The sequence below is a fragment of the Acinetobacter sp. MYb10 genome (assembly GCF_002980175.2).
GTDB lineage: Bacteria > Pseudomonadota > Gammaproteobacteria > Pseudomonadales > Moraxellaceae > Acinetobacter > Acinetobacter guillouiae.
In genome coordinates this window covers 618,575-638,664 of record NZ_CP058272.1, presented here as the reverse complement: position 1 = coordinate 638,664, position 20,090 = coordinate 618,575, and the positions used below count along the sequence as shown (strand labels likewise).

Sequence of the window (20,090 nt, the reverse complement as noted above, 5' to 3'; positions counted from 1 at the left end):
AATGAAGTAATACTTTTAACTCAGTAAAAATGCTTCATTTACTCCAGATTGCTTAACAAAACAATCATCATGAGAGACCAGAATGACAGCACCTTTAAATTGCTCAATGGCTTGCGCAAGTAATTCTCGTGACTCGATGTCTAAGTGATTTTCAGGTTCATCCAATAACAATAAATCAATATTTTGATGATGCTGACTTATTCCAAGTAATGCAACTTTAAGTTTTTCACCACCACTGAGTTGCCCCAATTTTAAGAGTGCTTTTTCGCGGCGGATCCGCAGTTGACCTAATAAATTTCGCCATTCGACCTCCAGCAGATCTGGATTAAATTTCGCTAAATTCTCGATCACAGAAAGATCATCATTGAGTAAACTAAAATTTTGATCCAAATATAAACTTTGCCCAGTAAAGAAAATTTCAGTACTTTGTGATTGATCAATTATTTTTAATAAGGTGGATTTACCCACGCCATTTGCCCCTTTAAGCTGGATTTTTTCACCGGCTTGGAGTGACAACTTTATGTTCTGTAGGGTGGCATAAGGCAATTGTAAATCGTGAATTCTTAAAATTTCACCTTGCTTAGATGATTGAAATTGAAAGTCAAATCGTTGTGGTTTAATTTTTTCTAATGCTATTTGTTTCTCCTGTAAACTGCTCTGTGTTTCATTAGCTTGGCGAATTTGCTGTGCACGTAATTTCCCAAAACTTTGCCCAGCTTGCTCTTTTTTAAAATCCAGTAGAATCTTGGCTTGAGAGTTCGAGTCACGCAATTGAGCACCTTTACGTTGACGTTTTTGTGCTTTCATTAAACTATCATGCTGTTGTTGCTTTAACTGTTTAAATTCACGTTTTTCTTGTTGAATAGACTGAGTTAAGGCATGGATTTGTTGTTGGTGCTGTTGAACATAATCAGCATAATTGCCCGAAACATCTTGTAAACCTTGCGCGGTTAAAGCATAAATATGCTGCACTTGATTCAGCAATTGAAGATCATGACTAATAATACAAACTCCCGCCTTATGTGCCTGAATCGATTCAATTAACCATTTTCTTGCCATGGTATCTAAATGATTACTTGGCTCATCTAAAAGTAGATAATGATCTTGTTTTAGAAATAAGCGACACAAAGCTAGCTTGGTTTTTTGACCTTCACTTAAGTAGTGTATGGGAAAATTTAAATCAAGCGGCAGTTGTGCATTGCTTAAAATTTGTTGCCATTTTTGAGGTAAATCCCAACAGTTTTCCACCAAATCATAATCTTCAAAATTGGCACTACTGTTTTCAATACGTTCAAAAGCATTATGTAGATGAGCAATGTCTAAAGCTTCAGCTATAGTTTTGGCATTTAATCGTTGTAATTGTGCTAAATAATCATGTTGGATATGCCATGCAATTTGCCCTGAATAGGCTAAATCTGAATGCTGTTGTAGGTGTAATAGTTTAAAAAGTAATGATTTTCCCAAACCATTACGGCCAATCACAGCAGAAGTTTGCCCTGAAAAAAGCACAAAATTCAGTTGAGTAAACATTGTTTGAGTGGGGAATGCCAAACTCAAATTTGAAATAATACATGCTTGTTGCATTCAATGATCCTCATATAGAGGATGCACAAAATAGTATGTAATAAAAGCTTTAAATAACAGTAGATTATTTAATTTATCGTAAAGACGGTATCAGAACCAAAAGATAAGTGTAGCCTTGAGTAGAATCTATTTTGCACATCAAAAATTAAATAAATAATGATGAGAAAATGACTTACTTCATTGGCGTTACTCTTTTAAGAAAGGGGGGATAAGAATGCTTATTGTATAAAAATAAATCTGTATGTCAATGTTAAGCTTTTAAAATGCTCATTTAAAAAAGAATCATCTCAAAAACTTAACTCCCTTATGAAAAGGGAGTTAAGTGGCAGTTGATTGATTCAATCAACGCTTATCAATTTATTTAAGCAGTTGCTTTAATGACTTCTGCAACAGATGTTGCTACATAATCAATATTTTTTAAATTTAAGCCCGCTGCACACATACGGCCACTACGTAGCAAATAAATGGCATATTGATCTTTCAATATATCCACTTGTTCAGCCGTTAAACCTGTATAGCTAAACATGCCTTGTTGTTCTGTAAGGTAATCAAAATTACGACCAGGTAAAGCAGCAGTTAATTTTGCCTTTAATAGTTCGCGCATTTGGATGATACGCTCACGCATTTCTTTAAGTTCTGCATGCCATTTTTCAGTTAATGTTGCATCATTCAATACATTATCAACCACTAAGGCACCCGTTGTAGGTGGGCTTGAGTAGATACGGCGTACAGTTGCTTTAAGCTGACCTAAAACCTTTTGTGCAGTTGCTTGGTCATCACAAATAAAGCTTAAGCCACCAACACGCTCACCATATAGTGAGAAAATTTTAGAGAATGAATTGCTAACAATGAAATTCAATCCTGACTTGTCTAAAGCACGAATTGCATAAGCATCTTCTTCTAAGCCTTGACCAAAACCTTGGTAAGCAATATCGAGGAATGGAATTAAATCACGTGCTTTCAATACTTCAATCACACGATCCCATTCAGCAGGTGTTAAATCTGCGCCTGTTGGGTTATGGCAACAAGGGTGAAGGAGAACAATGCCTTTTGCAGGGATTTGCTGTAAATCCTCTAACATGCCTTCAATATTGACACCATTGGTTGCTGCATCAAAATAGCGGTAGAAATGTGAATTGATTCCCGCACCATTAAAAATCGCAATATGGTTTTCCCAGGTCGGTTGGCTCACCCAAACATCAGATTCAGGAAAGTATTTTTTTAGAAAATCTGCACCAACTTTAAGTGCACCAGAACCGCCTAGGGTTTGAATGGTCACTGCTCGGCCATCTTTACGTGCTTGGCTATCTGCACCTAAAACCAATTTCTGGGTTGCTTCGTTATAAGACTTTGAACCATCCATCGGTAAATAAAGCTTTACCTTGTCATTGCTTGGTTCAATATTTTTCAAAGCCGCTTTTACAGCGTCTAACTGAGGAACAATGGTGTCCTCATTATAATAAAGACCAATACTTAAATTTACTTTGTGTGTCCGTTCATCCTTACCAAAGGCTTCCATTAGAGAAAGAATTGGATCACCTGCATAAGGATCTACATGTTGAAACATGGTCTAAAGTCCTAAATCAATCGAAAAAATCAAGTCTGATAATATAGGTAATTCAAACCCCGACTCAACAGTAGATTGAGGTTTATTTTTTATTATTTATTCAACTTTAGATTAGGGTCTGTAGACAATTCGTCTACGTTTGCGACTACGTGTGTTTTTTAGGCGATACTAGGCGCGAAATATGAAATTTAGTCATTCTAAATGAGTAGTTCGTAACGACGTAGCGGCAAAAAACACACAAGTCCCGAAGGGTTGTGGCTAAAATTATCTCAGCCTTCGTTATGAAACTCGAAAATAGTCTCGCTATTCTCTTCGTTTCCTGCCTTGCCTGCTCAATTTTAGTCTACAACGCAAGCCATTTATGAAATGTCAACAGACCCTAAGCTCATCGCACATTTGTCTATATTTATAGCCAAATGTGTATTCTCTACAAAATAGAGGATAAATAAGATAAAACTTAAACAGTGTATCAAGTGCGGTATTGGAGGAGAGATAGTTAAGATATTGATTGTTTTTAAGTCGCAGTATTGTTAATGAATGATAAAACTATTGTTCTGCATTTCTCTTCTTGTCATCATAGTGCAAGCGCAATATTTAAATTCTGGATGGTTTTTAATGTTACTGAATTATCAATACGATCAAGCTCAAGATAGCAATGGGACTCAAAAAACCACACTGGTATTGATTCACGGGTTATTTGGAAGTTTAAGTAATTTGGGCATTATTGCACGTGAATTTCAAGGTAAATTCAACTTATTGCAAATTGATGTTCGAAATCATGGCCATTCTGCACATTCAGATGAAATGAATTATCAATTGATGGCTCAGGATGTTTTGCAAACACTTGATCATTTAAATATTGAAAAGTTTATTGCGATTGGACATTCTATGGGTGGAAAAATTGCAATGAAACTTGCAGATTTAGCGCAAGATCGTATGCAAAAAATGATTGTCTTGGATATGACACCTTTTGCATATCAAGAAAATCACCATGATCAAATTTTTAAAGCCTTATTTGCGGTTGAAAATGCACAGATTGAATCTCGTAAAGAAGCTACAGAGATTATGCGTCAATACTTAAAAGAAGAAATGGTGATTCAATTTTTATTAAAATCATTGAGTAAGGGGAAATGGCTGTTTAATGTCCAAGCCTTATTTAATCATTATGCTGATATTTTAAGCTGGGAAAATCAGCAGGTGAATCCTATTCCAGCATTGTTTATTAAAGGCGGAAACTCACCCTATATCTCAAAAGTTGAACATTTTTCTGCAATCGAAACCCAGTTTAGTCATAGCCAAGTTAAAGTCATTGAACAAGTCGGGCATTGGTTACATGCTGAAAAACCGGCTGTAGTCAATCAAATGATCTCTGGGTTTATAGAATGAGGTTTTAGGCTCTGAATAAATTAAAACAGCATATTTAAAGGTAATATGCTGTTTATAACTGATTATTTTATAAACACTATCAGTTCTTTAGTCCAGTAGGGTCAAGAAAGTGTCTTGGTTTTGAATTTACCATTGAGTACAAGATATGAAATTAGACCTAAAACCAAACCCCAAAATGCACCCCCAACACCAAACAAAATGATGTTGGCTGTCGTTGAGAGAAAGGTAATAAGTGAGGCTTCTCGGCAATCGATATCACTCATCGCATTTGCAAGACTTCCAGCAATTGTACCTAATAATGCAAGTCCCGCTAAAGTACTTATAAAAGCGACTGGAAATGCTGCAAAGACAGCTGCTAACGTTACGCCAAAAATTCCAACAAAAATATAAAACACACCTGCGGCAATCCCTGAAATCCAGCGTTTTGAAGGATCTTCGTGGGATTCCTTTCCAGTGCAAATTGCAGCAGTGATTGCAGCAAGATTAAACGCATGTGAACCAAATGGAGCCATGAGGAACGAACCTAAGCCTGTCACGATAAGAATCGGTTTAGCATTGGTGTGAAAACCATCATTTTTAAGAACCAGTAAACCTGGCATATATTGTCCTGTTAAGGTAATTAAAAATAAAGGTAAGGCAACACTCAGTATCGAGTTTATAGAAAAAGTTGGCGTGGTAAAAATAGGCGAGGCTAATTTTAGTTCAAATCCAGAGAAATCAATCCGTGATTGTAAAAGTAAGAAAATAAAGCCAAAAACCAAGACACTAATAATGGCAAATCTTGCAGAAAAACGCTTGGTGATTAGGTAAATCAAAAATAATGAAATCGCCAAAAAAGGATCAATTGTCATATTGATAAAGGCTGCAATCCCAAATTGCAATAAAATACCTGCCAAGAGACCAGATGCAATACCCGCAGGAATTAGACGAATCAATTTTTCAAAATAGCCCGTAATTCCCAAGATCACAAATCCCAGTGCAGAAAGTAAATATGCGCCAATTGCTTCGGAATATGGCACAGTTACAAGCGTCGTAATTAAAAATGCAGCGGCAGGCGTAGACCACGCAGTGATAATGGGTTCGCGGGTATACCAACTTAATAATATTCCAGTGATACCAACCCCAATAGAAATAGACCACACCCATGAGGCAGTGAGTTCAGGGCTAAGACCAGCCATCTGCGCAGCTTGGAAGATTAAAATAAAGGTACCACCATAATTGACGATGACCGAAATTAAACCTGCCATAATGGGGGGAAGAAAATCATTAGAATGATGTTGAAAAGACATAAACTCTACCCCTAAGATTTTAAAAAGAAGTAGTAGAGTGTATTTTTAATGTGGTATTGCCATAAGATACACTTTTAATATTTTTTAAGGTACCAGTTTGGTGATATGATTTTATCGACAGCTTTTTTTAACTCTGGTAAAGGTGAAGGAGTTAAGAATGGTTTTTATATTGCTAAATACAATGAGAGTAGTGCTTTGAATGCAGCGAAGAAAAATACCCTCAATTTAGGTTTCTTAATGATTTTTTGAATTTCATAGATCGTACAATATAAACAGTTATTACAATTAAAAAACTATTGAAACAAGAGTTCAATAATAAATATTAGTTTATCCTCTAAGATTGAATATTAAATAAATTTTTCGATAGGATAAAAGTATGAGCCATAGTAAACAACTCACCATATTTGATGTCTTAAAATTTAGTCATGAAAAGCAAAGAGAATTATCTGATAAGTTAATTGAAACTACTGGTAATTCAGAAGAAAGAAAGCATTATTTCTCATTACTGAAAAATGAATTATTTGCACATGCAGTGGCTGAAGACAGGTATTTTTACATACCTCTTATGATGACAGATGCAGGTTTGAATATTACAAGGCATGCTCTGTCTGAGCATCACGAAATTGATGAGCTACTTGAGCAACTTACTGAAAAAGAACTCAATAATCCGAGTTGGTTACGTATAGCAAATCAGCTACGAAAGCTTGTACATCATCATTTAGATGAAGAAGAGCATAAATTTTTCCAGCAATCTGGCAAAATTTTAAAAGATGATGAAAAAGTAAGCTTAGCTAAAAAGTATCAACGTGAATATGATAAATATATTGATAAAGACAAAACGAGTTTAATTAATTAATGATTTAAATTTTTTTTAAATTTAGTTAGATAGATAAGCCAGATTTGAAAACTGATGATTTGATGACAAGAATGCCAATCAAATTGATTGGCATTCCTTAAATAGCAAATTATTTTAGGTAAAAGCTATAATGTTTGCCACTCATTTCTTGCTTCTTCTGAATTTTTATTCAAAATTACGTTTCCATCTTTAATTTCACTCACCCAACTTAATGGAATCAGATGATGTTCATTATGTTCATCATCACTTCGAGTCAATTTAATTGAATCTTGTCCCTCAAGATGATCAACCTTGCCGATCTGTGTACCACATGAAGCAATTACTGAAGCATGTTCTTTAATATCGTTTGCATTAACGTTACTCATAATGTTTGCTCATCTATTGTTCAAGTTGAAATATCAGTCTAAGACATTTAAAAATTAGTGATGTAAGTATTTTTAAGCTTTAAGTTTTGTTGAGTTAATAATGTAAGGTTTATAGATTTATTTAATTTATAAATGTCATTTTTGAATAAATATATAAAATTAAAAATAATGTGATTCTGTTCTCAATTAATTAATTTTGTTATGCTTTATTTATTTGTTTTTTGTGATGTAATTATAATTTATAAGCTTTATTGAGGTTCTTTTGATTATTTTTTTGTTTTTGGTCTTAATGGGGTTGTTTAAAAGCATTGCTATAAATTTATGTTTTGTAATGTTTTATTTTTAAATAATTAACGGTAAGGTTTTAATGTGTTGTATTGTAATTTGGCGTTATTTATTTAAAAATTTATAAAAAGACAATACTCAATAGGGATGGTGTTTTTAGCTAATTTTATTTTAATTTGGTTAATTTAATTTTGTACAAACCTTTCTTGAAACTATAACAAATAGCAATATTAAATAAAAATATTTGATCTAGGATGATTATCGTTGATTGATTAATTGAATTAATAACTTTTATCAAAATAGAGGATTAAATATGTCAAATTCTAATATAGATAACGAAGTAGTTAAGAATCTCAGTAAAGAACAACGTGACCAATTGAATGCCGATCCAATTTCCGGTGAGCCAAGAGCACACCCAATCGGGACAGGTGTGGGAGCCGCAGGCGGTGCAGTAAGTGGTGCAGCTATTGGAGCTGTTGGCGGACCTGTAGGTGCTGCAGTCGGTGGGGTAGTAGGTGCAGTTGTTGGAGGATTAGCTGGAAAAAGCATTTCTGAAGCTGTAAATCCAACTGATGAAGATGTTTATTGGCGTGAAACTTACAACACTCGCCCTTATTATAAAGACACGATTAACTTATATGATAATGTAGATTACGATCGTGATTATCGTGATGCATATCAGCTAGGGTACACTTCTAGAAGCAATTACCCTTATGAAACAAAGTTTGAAGAAGTTGAAGCAGATCTTAAGCTTCAATGGGAAAAAACCAAAAGAGAGTCTCGTTTAAAATGGGAAGAAGCAAAGCATGCAGTAAAAGATGCTTGGGATCGAGTAACTCGTTAACAGATTCTAAAAAAATAGCCCTTCAATGTAAGGGCTATTTTTTTGTCACTAGTAAACAAATGGCAGCAATCCACTACAACCATTAATTGTGGTAACATATTGAAAATACAAGTGAATGCAACGACATGCAATCTATGCCAATCCAATACAGACTGAGTGGATTTTACTTTTGGTATTATTCAATAGTTGGAACTTTTTTGCCGTATTGGAGCTTATATCTTCAAGATCAAGGATTTAATTATCAAGAAATCGGATTACTGTCCTCTATAGCCATTTTAACCCGTATATTTGCACCCTTTATTTGGGGATTTATCGCAGACAAAACGGGCAAACGAATGTTGTGGGTACGTGTGGCAACCTGGATGGAAGCTACAATCTGGTTTTTGATTTTTATTATTCCCAACAATATGCAATCAATTGCATTTCTGATGTTGATTTTTAGCTTTTTTCAAAATGCCATACTTGCGCAATTTGAAGGTGTAACGCTGTTTTGGCTGGGTAATCAACATACAGCATTGTATGGGAAAATTAGAAAATGGGGTTCTATTGGATTTATTATTGGCGTATTTAGTATCGGTGCGATTTTAGAAGTTATTGCAATTCAATATTTACCAATGATGTTGTTATGTATTGCATTTACAGCTTTTATTTGGTCCTTTTCGATTAAGGAACCCAGCACAGCACCGAGTGCACAAAAAATATTAGAACCATTGCTTCCCATTCTAAAAAGACCTGTGGTTTTTTCATTTTTTATCATTGAATTTATTATGCTTTTTGCACAAGCACCATTTTATAGTTTTTATAGTAATTATTTAAAACTTGCTGGTTACAGTACAATTCAGATTGGCTTTTTATGGTCAGTTGGGGTGATTGCTGAAATTATCATGTTTAACTATGCAAATTTCTTCCTAAATCGTTTTTCATGGCGAAGCTTAGTCGCACTTTGTTTAATCATGACCAGCATTCGATTTATTTTGGCAGGTTTATTTTCAGAAAGTTTCATTATTCAATTTATTTCTCAAACTTTTCATGCATTTAGTTTTGGTTTATTTCATATTATTGCAATGCGGGTCATTTTGCAGAACTTTGCAGCCAAACAACAGGGCAGAGGGCAAGCGCTATACAGTACCATGTGGGGACTTGGTGTTGCATCTGGCAGTATCTTAGCTGGGCAATATTGGGAAAAATTATCAGGAGAATATATTTTTATTATTGCTGGATTTTCAGCCTTGCTTGGCCTGCTATTGATTAATTTTTTACCTAAAACCTTACAAATAATTCAAAGATAAATGAATCTCTTTGCTGAAAAGAGATTCAGAACATTCAAAACGATACTGTACGGGTTAATTTAGTAAATAGACAATGAGGTGTATAATAAAAGGTCCAACCAATACCATAAAAATACCAGCTAAAACCATGGTTAAACTGGCAATAACACCTTCATCTTTATCACGCATATAAGCTTTACTTGTACCAAAACCATGTGCTGCATTACCCAAAGACGCACCTTGTGCAAAACTTGATTTCAGTCTTAATCCACCCAATACCAAATCACCAATTAACATACCAGTCACCCCAGTAATCATGGTGAATAAAATCACCAATTCAACAGAACCGCCGATATGGGTTGTTAGTTCCATTGCAAATGGTGTAGAGATTGAACGAGCCATTAGACTATAGGTTGTTGTTTGGTCAAAATGAAATAACTTAGCAAGGTAGAATGCACTGATCATTCCAGCAAGCATACCAATGACCACACCCATAGAAATTGAAATGAGATGTTCTTTAATGATTTGGCGATATTCAAAAATTGGGATTGCAAAGGCAACAGTTGCAGGCCCTAACATCCATATAATCCACTGACTATCAAGCATATAAGCATCATAAGAAACATGTGCTGACAGTAAAATGGTGATTAAAACAATCGGAACCAAAATTGCTGGAGATAAAATTAAGTATGGAAATTTACGATAAAGTTTTTTGACCAACACATACGCGACTAATGTGATCACTAGGCAAAATATTGAAATGGCAGACATTATTTATCTCCCTGTAATACATGTACGGTTTTATGATCATGACGTTGTTTCAACTTTCGCTCTAGTTTAAAACCTATATGCACACTATAAGCAGTAAATACCATCACACAAATTGTACCCAGTACAACCACAACAATCAGTTGCCAACCCTCAGTCATAAATAAGTTTTTATATTTCATTAACCCGATAAAACAAGGAATAAAAAATAGTACCAATTCACCTAGAATGAAATCTGAGCCTGATTTAATCCAATTTAATTTAAAAATACCCGTCATGAGTCCAATCAAAACCATAAATAAGCCAATCACAGCTGCCGAAATAGGTAAATTAAATTGTTTTTGTATGATTGAACCAATCCACCAAATCAAAATTAAAAGCCCAATTTGCAATATGACTTTATAAATTGATGAAATTTGGTGGCTTTGAGTACGCGTAGACATTTTATTGCAGATATTTTAAAAAGATGAGTTATTTTAGTTGCAAACATCACAGCATATTATGAATAATTAAACCATAATTATGCGATTTTGGAATAATTAATGGACATTAAAAATCTTAAAATTTTTGTAGAAATCGTCAATTGCGAAAGTTTTACTTTGGCTGCGGATCGTTTGTTTATGACACAGCCTACACTCAGTAAATCAATTAAACATTTAGAAGAAGAACTTGGCACAGCTTTGTTTAAAAAAGGTGAAGCTGGAAGAAAAAGGGAAGTTGTACTTACCTATATTGGTGAATTAATTTATCAACACGCTTTAAATATCTTAAATGAACAAAAGCAAATATTTGAAAATATTGATCAAGTACAACAGTTAAAAAAAGGTAAATTAACCATAGGCTTACCACCATTAGGTTCGGTATTACTTAGCCCTTTAATTGCTTTATTTCACCAAAATCATCCTGATATTCAATTGAAATTCTTAGAAGTTGGTGCTAATGGTATTGAGGAAGCAATTGCTGATAAAAGTATTGATGTTGGGATTTTACTCGGTAATTTAAGGCCAAGTTTTGCGGCAATTCCTGTGATAGATTCACCGATGTGTTTATTAGCAAAGAAAAATTCACATTGGAATCAACGAGATTCAATAAATTTGCATGAACTTAAAGAAGAATCTTTTTTACTTTATGCTGATTCTTTTACATTAAATAAGATGATTATACAGGCTGCAAATTCTGTAGGTTTTGAACCCAAAGTGGTGTGTAAAAGTAGCCAGTGGGACTTTATCACCAAAATGGTGGAGTTTAATATGGGGATTGCCATATTGCCCAAAATTTATTGTGATCAGTTAGATCCGGGGAAGTTTTGCTCAGCAATCCTTAATGAGCCTAAATTACATTGGACATTGAGTATGGCTTGGAATACGACTGTAGCAATGAGTCCAGCAACCAAAGCTTGGTTAACGATTGTAGAGATGCATCGAGATAAAATTCATTTCTAGATTTATTGATAGCTTTTAAATCTTAATAAATTGAGATTAGCGTGGCTCAGGTTTAAATTTTATAATTATTAAAACCATTTATATCAATTACTTAATTTATATTATTTCGCATAATGTATATTATGTTAAATAAAATATCCAAGACTGTGGCTACACAATGCTGTTGTTGTTACAGCTCAGCAACTTGAATCAGTAAAATTATATTCAAGTTGCTGAGTATTCCAAGTAACATAATATAAGTTATGCTGAAATCAGATCGCTACTCGATTTTGTATGGTTATGGCTTCAATGTACTTTCGTATTTGCTTCAGTTAAATAAGCTTTCTTCGATGCCTTATTCCATAAACACAGTTCTTGCCCTATTTTGTTTTTCATATGTGCTTGCGGATATTTTCCTTGAATCAAGAGTGCCGAATATCCAACACGATCATCAAACAGCATGACATTACTTACTGTCTTGGCATTTTTAAGTTGACTTGCTTTTATACAAGCCGCTTTTATTTCCTGATCATGCTTGTTCCATGCCTGCTCGGAACTTCCGAAAGCGACGCTAATCACAGCAGAACTTGCAACAAAACCTAAAATAGAAAGATATTTTAAAAATATACGATATCTCAATATCATGATGATTGTCCTGTAAATTCGAGTTTCTGGATCTATACTGAAACAATCTGATGAGATAATCTAGCAATTTACACATGCTGTAACAGCAGATATTCAGGATTACACATATCTCTGGAAAGTTGTCCGTGATTAAAATTTTAAAATATAGATCAAAGACTTAAAAAAAGTTCTATTCTATAGAAGCATTACCTGACTCACGTGATTCCATACAGTGATCAATAATTTCTCGCGTCTTATCGGTTGCGGAAATTATAATTATGACTATTAATTAAAGCGCTAACTTTGCTGTGTGGCCCTGTCTATGTGATGCATCTATAGCTTGTGATCTTGAAAAGCCCATCCCTTTTAAAATATATATCTTGCGCTTTATCTATTTTTATGTATGATTGAGTAATCACTCAATTAATATATTTGTCTATGGCCCGTCCTCGTAGTGAAGATAAACGTAATGCAATTTTAAATGCTGCTATTGAAACATTGGCAGAACTTGGAGAGCGTGCATCTACTTCAAAAATAGCTAAAGTCGCTGGTGTAGCAGAAGGTACTTTATTTACTTATTTCAGTAATAAAGAGGAATTACTTAACCAATTATACCTTTCGCTAAAGGCCGAACTGCGTCAGGTCATAATGCTGAATTATCCGAACAACTCAGACCTACAAAGCCAAATGTTTTATCTCTGGCAAAGCTATTTGGACTGGAGTTTAGATGCCCCACTCAAACGTAAAGTGATGGCACAGTTGTCGACTTCAGAACAAATTACAGAGCAGAGTAAACACATTGGTATGCAAACTTTTTGTGATTTTACTAGGACTATTCAAGAACATATTGATGACGGCAAATTAAGAGATTATCCACCCTTGTTTATCGGTTCGATTTTGGGTGCACTTGCCGAAGTCACACTCAACTTTATTGCTCAAGACCCTTCTCAAGCTGATCTTTATCGGAAGTCTGGTTTTGAAGCTTTTTGGCATGCAGTTTCAATGTAGATAAAGACTAAAGTAAGGATGTGCAGCATTCTTATTTTTTAAATTAATTAATGAGTGATTAAATACTCATTTAAATAAATCAAAATAAGCACTTATCTCAAGTTCTTATTTACAGATATAGCTTGTTCCACTCAAGGAAAATAAAATGACAATTTCAAACGCAACAGACTTGCTTTCCCCCTTTATGTCATCACAGCAGCACAATGGGAGATATAGCAATACACGACCGAATCTGCACACACATTCTTTCGGAAAAACGCTAGGCTTAATGTGGAAATTTCTATTTAACAAACCCAAAAATACGGTGCCAAACCAAGAAATTCCTGTGTTAAGTTTATCAAAAGAACAACTCATGAGTGCCCCTGACCGTTCTCTATTTCGTCTTGGGCATTCGACCATTTTATTAAAATTGCGTAATGAATTTTGGTTAACCGATCCTGTTTTTTCTGAGCGTGCCTCGCCTTTTCAGTGGATTGGCCCAAAGCGTTTTCACCAACCACCGATTAGCATTGCAGACTTACCACCCATTAAAGGCGTGATTTTGTCGCATAACCACTATGACCATCTTGACTACCATGCAGTAATCCAACTCAAAGACAAAGTTGAACACTTTTTAACACCACTCGGTGTTGGTGACACACTGATTAAATGGGGCGTGCCAGCAGAAAAGGTTCAGCAACTTGACTGGTGGGAAACAACCCATGTGGATGGTCTTGAGCTGATTGCTACCCCTGCCCATCATTTTTCAGGTCGTGGTATGGGTGATAGCAACGCAACGCTTTGGGCATCGTGGGTGATTATTGATAATGATCTACGGGTGTTTTTTAGTGGCGATACTGGTTATTTCGATGGGTTTAAAGAGATTGGACATCGTTATGGTCCTTTCGATCTTACCATGCTAGAAACTGGGGCATATGATCCAGAATGGCCAGATGTTCACATGCAACCTGAGCAAACTTTACAAGCGCATATCGATTTAAAAGGACGTCATTTGTTGCCTGTCCATAATGGGACTTTTGACTTGGCGCTTCATGCTTGGGACGACCCATTTGAACGTATCGTGGCTTTGGCTCAGCAAAATAGCTTAGCAATGAGTACCCCTCAAATGGGTGAAGTATTGAACTTAAACCAGCCAAATGTCGAAAACTATTGGTGGCGTCCGTAATTTTTTCAATCATTTTAAATTATTTACGCCCCTCAATTATCATTTAAAGGTATTTAAATTCAGTGATATAGCCCTATTGTTTTTCTCTATATTTTCTTTTAATAAAACTAGGACTAACTTTGTCTTAGTTTTGTTGTTGACTTAAAACACAGACTGCATTAGTCTGTGTTTGTAATTGATCAATTATGAAATGAAATGGCTTATATCACTAGTAGCGTCGAGTATGCAATTCACTGTCTTCTTTTTCTTGTAAATAATGAAGATAAACCATTGAGTAGTAAGGATTTAGCTGAATTGCAAGGTGTCTCTCCTAGCTTTATGGCCAAGATATTTCCTAAACTTGAAAAGGCAAAACTTGTTTTGGCGCAAGAAGGTGTTCGTGGCGGGTATTTACTGGCCCGATCTGCTCACGAAATCAGTTTTCTCGATATTGTGAATGCAATTGAAGGTGAAAAACCGCTTTTTGAATGCCAAGAAGTACGTGGAAAATGTGCGGTCTTTAACAATGCCCCACCCGATTGGGCAACCAGTGGTGTGTGTGCAGTGCATGCAGTTATGCTACAGGCTGAAAAAGCCATGCGAGATGCTTTAGGTGCTCATACACTTGGTGATATTGCAGACCGTTTTGGCCGTTATGCACCCGACGTATTTTTTAGTGATGTAAATGGCTGGATCAATGAACGCATTGAAGGAAGAACAGCAAAAATGCGGAAAAGTAAAATATCACGGGATACGCCCGACTAATGAGCTTATAGGGCTTTCATCCCTAAGGTAAAACTTCTCTAAACGTTTTAAACGCCTTCTCAGATTTTTCGGACAGTCAGAGAAAGGATTCGCTCACCCAAAATTTTGGGATGAGCTGGAATTTGTATGTCCGAAAAACCTATCAAAAGGATAATCAAATGAGTAAGCGTATTATTATTGCAGGTTCTGGCTTTGCTGGCTTATGGGCTGCACTTGCCGCACAACGAGCAATTCACTTGACTTCCCAACAGCAAAACATTGAAGTGGTGATGGTTTCCCCGAGTCCGAATGTTGATATTCGTCCTCGTCTTTATGAAGCTGTACTTGAAAATATGTATCCTGATATATTAGACATATTAAATGTCGTTGACGTTAAATATGTGGCTGGCTGGGTAAATGAAATTGATACTACTGCCCAAAATCTTGTGATTACAACGATCCACGGCGATCAACAAAGCTTAAGTTATGACCGTTTTATTCTGGCAACTGGAAGTACTACTTTTATGCCACCTATACCGGGGCTTAAAGACTATGGATTTAGCGTAAGTACATTAGCAGATGCTGAAAAACTAGACCAGCATCTTAAAAACTTAGCCAATAAACCTACAAATGCAGCACGTAATACCGTAGTCGTTGCTGGTGGTGGACTTACAGGGCTTGAAACAGTTGCCGAAATGCCTGAACGCCTGTGTAGCATTTTAGCTGAAACTGATATTCGTGTGGTTTTAGTCGATTCATCAGCAGAAATTGGTGCAGCATTGGGTGACGAAGCTGCAGTGGTAATTCGAGAAGCTCTTAGCGAACTCGGCGTTGAAGGTAAAGCTGGGCTACGCGTTACTGCACTTGATGCTTCTGGGGTAACACTTTCTAACGGCGAAAGAATTGAAACAGAAACTGTCATTTGGACTGCGGGCATGCGAGCGAACTCGTTGACCTCTCAAATTGTAGGTGAAAAAGATAATTTAGGTCGTATTTTAGGTGATGCTTATTTACATGCATCAGAGGCCAAAAATATTTTTGTGACGGGTGATACTGTAAAAGTTCCAACCGACAATTTAGGTAATTTTAACGTGATGTCATGTCAGCATGCCATGAGCCTAGGCCGCGTAGCGGGTTACAATGCCGCGGCAGAATTGGTAGATTTGCCATTACATGCGTATAGCCAACCAAAGTATGTGACTTGTGTCGACTTAGGCCCATGGGGAGCACTTTACACTGAAGGATGGGATCGAAAAGTTCAATTTGTGCGTCACGAGGCGAAAAAAATTAAGCAAGAAATTAATACGGTATGGATTTATCCGCCAGTTGCAGACCGTGAAGCTGTTTTTGCAATAGCAAATCCTGATTTTGTAATTGTTCCTTAAAATTAGTTTTGCTAATGCAGATCATTTTATTTAACTCTCCTAAAAGTAAAGCCATCACTGATTTTGCTTTTAGGTTTTTTTGAGTCATTAAGTTATGACTTTTCTAACTCTTCTATTATCACTAAAGCCGTTTTTTTAGCAGAAAATGTGTTTTGTCCTGTAATTAATGTATGTTGAGATCATTGTCATTAGTTCATGAACTTAATTTACTATTTTTGAAAATTATCAGTTTAAATTATTAAATTTAATAAGTATGTTTCTCCTTTCCTTATAATTATGAACTAGATTTTATATAAACATAAGTTAACTAAGATATCCAAGACTGTGGCTAGATAACACTATTGTTGCCACAGCTCAGTAACGTGATGATCCAAGATTATACATCACGTTACTGAGTATCCTAATGCACATAATATAAGTAAGGACCTTACATCATTTATTAGGAGAAACTTTCAATCTTATAGATACCTTACGTACCAAAAAGAAAAATAATGGAACAAAGAAAATTGAAAGCAATGTGCCGGATATCATCCCTCCTGTCACAGCTATACCAATTTCTCTTCTACTCGCTGCACCAGCTCCTGTTGAAACTGCCAGTGGTAAAACACCAGCAACAAATGCCAATGAGGTCATGATAATGGGTCTTAATCTTTGGCCTGCACCCTCAATAACAGCCTCTATTAATGACTGACCCTCTGCTAGTTTCGCTGCTGCGAACTCTACAATAAGAATCGCATTTTTAGCTGAAAGACCAATGGTTGTCAGCATCGCGACCTGAAAATAAATGTCATTAACATATCCTGCAATATTGGCTGCAATAACAGCACCAATTAATCCAAGAGGGATAACAAGCAAAACGGAGAATGGAATTGACCAACTCTCATATAATGCAGCTAAGCATAAAAAAATAAATATGATAGATGCCAAATATAACCAAATCGTCTGACCACTCGCTAACTTTTCTTGATAAGACAAGCCACTCCATTGAAGACTAAAGCCTTGTTGTTGATCAATTAACTGTTGCATTTTATTCATTGCAGCCCCTGAACTTTCACCAGTTGCGGCAGAACCTTGAAGCTGAACAGATGAAAGACCATTAAAACGTTGCAACATCTGCGGCCCCATTTGCCAATTAACAGATGAGAAACTAGCAAATGGTGTCATCTCTCCTGTCGTTCCTCTTACATACCACTGACCAATGTCTTGTGGTAATGACCTATATGCCGCATCACCTTGTAAATAAACGCGTTTGACACGACCTCTATCAATGAAGTCATTAATATATGAACCACCCCATGCAGTTGATAAAGTACTACTAATATCAGTCTGTGCTAAACCGAATGCACTTGCCTTACGTTGATCAATATTGACTTGTAATTGAGATTTATCTTCGAGTCCATTTAATCGAACCGCGGCAAGTCCAGAATCTGCACTTGCCTCTTTTAGAACCGTACTTTGCGCAGCTAACAAAGCATCTCGCCCTTTACCCTCAGCATCTTGCATCCATAATTCAAAACCACTGGATTGACCTAATCCACGTACCGCTGATGGAGAAAGTACTTGAACCCGCGCTTGTTTCATTGAGCGAAAATGTGCATTTGCACGAGAAATAATTGCCTCGGCAGTATTATTCTCTCCCTTACGATCATCCCAATGTTTTAGACTGGCAAATGCCATACCTACATTCTGACCACTACCAGCATTATTTCGTCCCATAACCATAAAAATAACGTTCAAGTTATCTTTCTCATTCGTCATGAAATACTCTGAAATTTGGTTACCTATTTCTTGGGTTTCAGTTAAGGTCGAGCCCACAGGCGTACTAAATTGGACCATGACAGAACCCTGATCTTCTTGTGGGAGGAAGCCCGTATTCATTCGTGTGTATTGCCACCCTAATAAAGCAGTGATCACAACAAATAAAACCATAAATATTTTAGGTTTACTGATGATCTTAACGAGTAAATTACGGTATTTGGACTGACTTAGCTCTACTTTTTGATTGAACCAAGTAAAGAAACGTCTCTTTTTATGCTGATGATTGTTAGGTCTAAGTAAAGTAGCACATAAGGCAGGAGATAAAGTTAGGGCAACCACAGCAGAAAGTACCATCGCTGAGACTAATGTTACAGAAAATTGCCGATAAATCATCCCTACGGAGCCACCAAAAAAAGCCATCGGTAGAAATACAGCAGACAAGACCATTGCGATACCAACTAACGCACCTGAAATTTCTTTCATAGAAATAAGCGTAGCTTCTCTTGGATCAAGACCTTGCTCATGCATTACACGCTCAACATTTTCTACAACGACAATGGCATCATCAACCAAGAGTCCAATCGCCAATACCATCGCGAACAATGTCAATGTGTTAATGGTATAACCCAATACACTCAGAATTCCAAAGGTACCTAACAAAACCACTGGAACAGCAATTGCAGGAATTAATGTGGCGCGCCAACTTTGCAAAAACACGAACATCACAATAATGACAAGGAAGATTGCCTCAGCTAGGGTCTTAATCACGCCTTGAACAGATGCTTCTACAAATGGAGTACTATCACGTGGATAAGCCACCTTTAAACCTGCTGGCATGGATGCTGTTAATCTTGAAACCTCTGCTTTAACACGTTCAGCTGTTTCAAGGGCATTTGCACCTGACGCTAACTGAATTGACATACCTGAAGCATATTTACCATTCAATCTTGTGGTAGTCTGATAACTTTCTGCGCCTCGTTCGACACGAGCAACATCTTTTAGCAATACTACACTGCCATTTGGCTCAGTCCGCAAAATAATATTTTCAAATTGACTTACCGTTTGTAAACGAGACAATGCAGTAACAGTTGCATTTAAAGCTTGGTTTTCTTTAGTCGGTAAAGCTCCAAGCTCACCTGCTGTGATTTGAGTATTTTGAGCTTCAATAGCAACTCTAACATCGGATGGCATCAAGCTATAACTATTTAGCTTATGCGGATCAAGCCATATTCGCATCGCATATTGCGCGCCAAATACTGTGATCTCACCAACCCCATCTACCCGACTTAGGGGGTCTTGAAGTGTACTTACCATGTAATCAGATATATCAACATCTGATCTTGCACCACTTTCATCATAAAGAGCAAAAACTAACAAACTGTCTCCTTGAGACTTTGTAACGGTTATGCCCTGTTGTTGAACTTCTTGTGGTAAACGACTCAATGCCTGATTTACTGCGTTCTGTACCTGAACTTGAGCTGTATCTGGATTCGTATTTTGATCAAAACTCAAACTAATACGAGCCTGACCAGCTGAACTACTTGTAGATGAAAAATAAAGTAAACCATCAATTCCCTTAATTTGTTGCTCTAATATTTGAGTAACACTATCTTCAACTGTACTGGCTGATGCACCAGGATAGTTTGCTGTTACATTTACACCGGGAGGTGCAATATCAGGATATTGCTCAACAGATAAAGTGAAAATGGAAATTGCACCCATCGCCATAATGCATATGGACAGTACCCAAGCGAATATCGGACGAGCGATAAAGAAACTAGACAGCATACGAAA

The 20,090-nt window shown here is 36.2% G+C and carries 17 protein-coding genes and 1 pseudogene; 9 read left to right on the top strand and 9 right to left on the bottom strand.

Features of this window, described 5'->3' with window-relative positions; all coding sequences use genetic code 11:
- Nucleotides 1-15: 15 nt before the first annotated feature.
- Both CQZ96_RS02935 and CQZ96_RS02930 read right to left on the bottom strand, forming a co-directional pair.
- Nucleotides 16-1,584 (bottom strand): ATP-binding cassette domain-containing protein, encoded by a 1,569-nt coding sequence (locus CQZ96_RS02935; protein WP_105712649.1) that lies wholly within the window; start codon nucleotides 1,582-1,584, stop codon nucleotides 16-18.
- 361 nt (nucleotides 1,585-1,945) lie between these two features.
- A complete protein-coding gene (locus CQZ96_RS02930; RefSeq protein ID WP_096734101.1) occupies nucleotides 1,946-3,151 on the bottom strand; it encodes an aromatic amino acid transaminase in 1,206 nt (401 codons plus the stop codon).
- Nucleotides 3,152-3,766: 615 nt separating this feature from the next.
- Between CQZ96_RS02930 and CQZ96_RS02925 the strand changes: the two genes are divergently transcribed.
- Nucleotides 3,767-4,537, top strand: a complete 771-nt coding sequence (locus CQZ96_RS02925) for an alpha/beta fold hydrolase (protein WP_105712648.1) — start codon at nucleotides 3,767-3,769, stop codon at nucleotides 4,535-4,537.
- 101 nt (nucleotides 4,538-4,638) lie between these two features.
- Here the strand turns inward: CQZ96_RS02925 and CQZ96_RS02920 are convergent, their stop codons facing one another.
- Complete coding sequence (locus tag CQZ96_RS02920; protein WP_105712647.1) at nucleotides 4,639-5,826, bottom strand: benzoate/H(+) symporter BenE family transporter; 1,188 nt, start codon at nucleotides 5,824-5,826, stop codon at nucleotides 4,639-4,641.
- 376 nt (nucleotides 5,827-6,202) lie between these two features.
- Here CQZ96_RS02920 and CQZ96_RS02915 point away from each other — a divergent pair, with 376 nt between their 5' ends.
- Nucleotides 6,203-6,682: a hemerythrin domain-containing protein gene (locus tag CQZ96_RS02915; protein ID WP_105712646.1), complete on the top strand. Its 480-nt coding sequence runs from the start codon at nucleotides 6,203-6,205 to the stop codon at nucleotides 6,680-6,682.
- A gap of 125 nt (nucleotides 6,683-6,807) precedes the next feature.
- Here CQZ96_RS02915 and CQZ96_RS02910 read toward each other — a convergent pair whose 3' ends face one another.
- A complete protein-coding gene (locus tag CQZ96_RS02910; protein WP_056511128.1) occupies nucleotides 6,808-7,047 on the bottom strand; it encodes a DUF2171 domain-containing protein in 240 nt (79 codons plus the stop codon).
- Between the two features lie 598 nt (nucleotides 7,048-7,645).
- Between CQZ96_RS02910 and CQZ96_RS02905 the strand changes: the two genes are divergently transcribed.
- Complete coding sequence (locus CQZ96_RS02905; RefSeq protein WP_105712645.1) at nucleotides 7,646-8,176, top strand: hypothetical protein; 531 nt, start codon at nucleotides 7,646-7,648, stop codon at nucleotides 8,174-8,176.
- A 125-nt stretch (nucleotides 8,177-8,301) separates the two neighbouring features.
- Nucleotides 8,302-9,465 (top strand): MFS transporter, encoded by a 1,164-nt coding sequence (locus CQZ96_RS02900; protein WP_105712644.1) that lies wholly within the window; start codon nucleotides 8,302-8,304, stop codon nucleotides 9,463-9,465.
- A 54-nt stretch (nucleotides 9,466-9,519) separates the two neighbouring features.
- Here CQZ96_RS02900 and CQZ96_RS02895 read toward each other — a convergent pair whose 3' ends face one another.
- Nucleotides 9,520-10,215 carry an LrgB family protein gene (locus CQZ96_RS02895; RefSeq protein WP_105712643.1) on the bottom strand — a complete coding sequence of 232 codons (696 nt, stop codon included), beginning with the start codon at nucleotides 10,213-10,215 and terminating at the stop codon, nucleotides 9,520-9,522.
- Nucleotides 10,215-10,655 (bottom strand): CidA/LrgA family protein, encoded by a 441-nt coding sequence (locus CQZ96_RS02890; RefSeq protein ID WP_105712642.1) that lies wholly within the window; start codon nucleotides 10,653-10,655, stop codon nucleotides 10,215-10,217. The genes CQZ96_RS02895 and CQZ96_RS02890 overlap by 1 nt, the downstream gene beginning before the upstream one ends.
- Before the next feature lie 99 nt (nucleotides 10,656-10,754).
- Between CQZ96_RS02890 and CQZ96_RS02885 the strand changes: the two genes are divergently transcribed.
- Complete coding sequence (locus CQZ96_RS02885) at nucleotides 10,755-11,654, top strand: LysR family transcriptional regulator (protein ID WP_105712641.1); 900 nt, start codon at nucleotides 10,755-10,757, stop codon at nucleotides 11,652-11,654.
- A 285-nt stretch (nucleotides 11,655-11,939) separates the two neighbouring features.
- On the opposite strand, the gene CQZ96_RS02880 is transcribed toward CQZ96_RS02885, so the two are convergent.
- Nucleotides 11,940-12,278, bottom strand: coding sequence for a hypothetical protein (locus CQZ96_RS02880; protein WP_105712640.1), 339 nt, complete (start codon nucleotides 12,276-12,278; stop codon nucleotides 11,940-11,942).
- 417 nt (nucleotides 12,279-12,695) lie between these two features.
- Here CQZ96_RS02880 and CQZ96_RS02875 point away from each other — a divergent pair, with 417 nt between their 5' ends.
- The 4 genes from CQZ96_RS02875 (at nucleotide 12,696) to CQZ96_RS02860 (ending at nucleotide 16,538) form a co-directional block, all read left to right on the top strand.
- A complete protein-coding gene (locus CQZ96_RS02875) occupies nucleotides 12,696-13,265 on the top strand; it encodes a TetR/AcrR family transcriptional regulator (RefSeq protein WP_105712639.1) in 570 nt (189 codons plus the stop codon).
- 145 nt (nucleotides 13,266-13,410) lie between these two features.
- Nucleotides 13,411-14,430, top strand: a complete 1,020-nt coding sequence (locus CQZ96_RS02870) for an MBL fold metallo-hydrolase (RefSeq protein WP_105712638.1) — start codon at nucleotides 13,411-13,413, stop codon at nucleotides 14,428-14,430.
- Nucleotides 14,431-14,625: 195 nt separating this feature from the next.
- Nucleotides 14,626-15,174, top strand: a complete 549-nt coding sequence (locus CQZ96_RS02865; RefSeq protein WP_056511150.1) for an RrF2 family transcriptional regulator — start codon at nucleotides 14,626-14,628, stop codon at nucleotides 15,172-15,174.
- A gap of 158 nt (nucleotides 15,175-15,332) precedes the next feature.
- The gene (locus CQZ96_RS02860) at nucleotides 15,333-16,538 is read left to right on the top strand and encodes an NAD(P)/FAD-dependent oxidoreductase (RefSeq protein WP_105713012.1); all 1,206 of its coding nucleotides are present in this window, start codon (nucleotides 15,333-15,335) and stop codon (nucleotides 16,536-16,538) included.
- Nucleotides 16,539-16,630: 92 nt separating this feature from the next.
- Here CQZ96_RS02860 and CQZ96_RS02855 read toward each other — a convergent pair.
- Together CQZ96_RS02855 and adeE are read right to left on the bottom strand one after the other, a co-directional pair.
- Nucleotides 16,631-16,705: pseudogene (locus CQZ96_RS02855) on the bottom strand (type 1 glutamine amidotransferase domain-containing protein); the annotation flags it as partial.
- 265 nt (nucleotides 16,706-16,970) lie between these two features.
- Nucleotides 16,971-20,084, bottom strand: a complete 3,114-nt coding sequence (gene adeE, locus CQZ96_RS02850) for a multidrug efflux RND transporter permease subunit AdeE (RefSeq protein ID WP_105712637.1) — start codon at nucleotides 20,082-20,084, stop codon at nucleotides 16,971-16,973.
- Nucleotides 20,085-20,090 lie beyond the last annotated feature (6 nt).

Excerpts from the sequence above, each read along its gene's own strand:
- CQZ96_RS02905 (WP_105712645.1), top strand. The coding sequence starts at position 7,646 with ATGTCAAATTCTAATATAGATAACGAAGTAGTTAAGAATCTCAGTAAA.
- CQZ96_RS02915 (WP_105712646.1), top strand. The coding sequence starts at position 6,203 with ATGAGCCATAGTAAACAACTCACCATATTTGATGTCTTAAAATTTAGT.
- CQZ96_RS02875 (WP_105712639.1), top strand. The coding sequence starts at position 12,696 with ATGGCCCGTCCTCGTAGTGAAGATAAACGTAATGCAATTTTAAATGCT.
- CQZ96_RS02930 (WP_096734101.1), bottom strand. The coding sequence starts at position 3,151 with ATGTTTCAACATGTAGATCCTTATGCAGGTGATCCAATTCTTTCTCTA.
- CQZ96_RS02935 (WP_105712649.1), bottom strand. The coding sequence starts at position 1,584 with ATGCAACAAGCATGTATTATTTCAAATTTGAGTTTGGCATTCCCCACT.
- CQZ96_RS02860 (WP_105713012.1), top strand. The coding sequence starts at position 15,333 with ATGAGTAAGCGTATTATTATTGCAGGTTCTGGCTTTGCTGGCTTATGG.
- CQZ96_RS02920 (WP_105712647.1), bottom strand. The coding sequence starts at position 5,826 with ATGTCTTTTCAACATCATTCTAATGATTTTCTTCCCCCCATTATGGCA.
- CQZ96_RS02900 (WP_105712644.1), top strand. The coding sequence starts at position 8,302 with ATGCAATCTATGCCAATCCAATACAGACTGAGTGGATTTTACTTTTGG.
- CQZ96_RS02865 (WP_056511150.1), top strand. The coding sequence starts at position 14,626 with ATGGCTTATATCACTAGTAGCGTCGAGTATGCAATTCACTGTCTTCTT.
- CQZ96_RS02925 (WP_105712648.1), top strand. The coding sequence starts at position 3,767 with ATGTTACTGAATTATCAATACGATCAAGCTCAAGATAGCAATGGGACT.
- CQZ96_RS02910 (WP_056511128.1), bottom strand. The coding sequence starts at position 7,047 with ATGAGTAACGTTAATGCAAACGATATTAAAGAACATGCTTCAGTAATT.
- CQZ96_RS02880 (WP_105712640.1), bottom strand. The coding sequence starts at position 12,278 with ATGATATTGAGATATCGTATATTTTTAAAATATCTTTCTATTTTAGGT.
- CQZ96_RS02895 (WP_105712643.1), bottom strand. The coding sequence starts at position 10,215 with ATGTCTGCCATTTCAATATTTTGCCTAGTGATCACATTAGTCGCGTAT.
- adeE (WP_105712637.1), bottom strand. The coding sequence starts at position 20,084 with ATGCTGTCTAGTTTCTTTATCGCTCGTCCGATATTCGCTTGGGTACTG.
- CQZ96_RS02870 (WP_105712638.1), top strand. The coding sequence starts at position 13,411 with ATGACAATTTCAAACGCAACAGACTTGCTTTCCCCCTTTATGTCATCA.
- CQZ96_RS02890 (WP_105712642.1), bottom strand. The coding sequence starts at position 10,655 with ATGTCTACGCGTACTCAAAGCCACCAAATTTCATCAATTTATAAAGTC.
- CQZ96_RS02885 (WP_105712641.1), top strand. The coding sequence starts at position 10,755 with ATGGACATTAAAAATCTTAAAATTTTTGTAGAAATCGTCAATTGCGAA.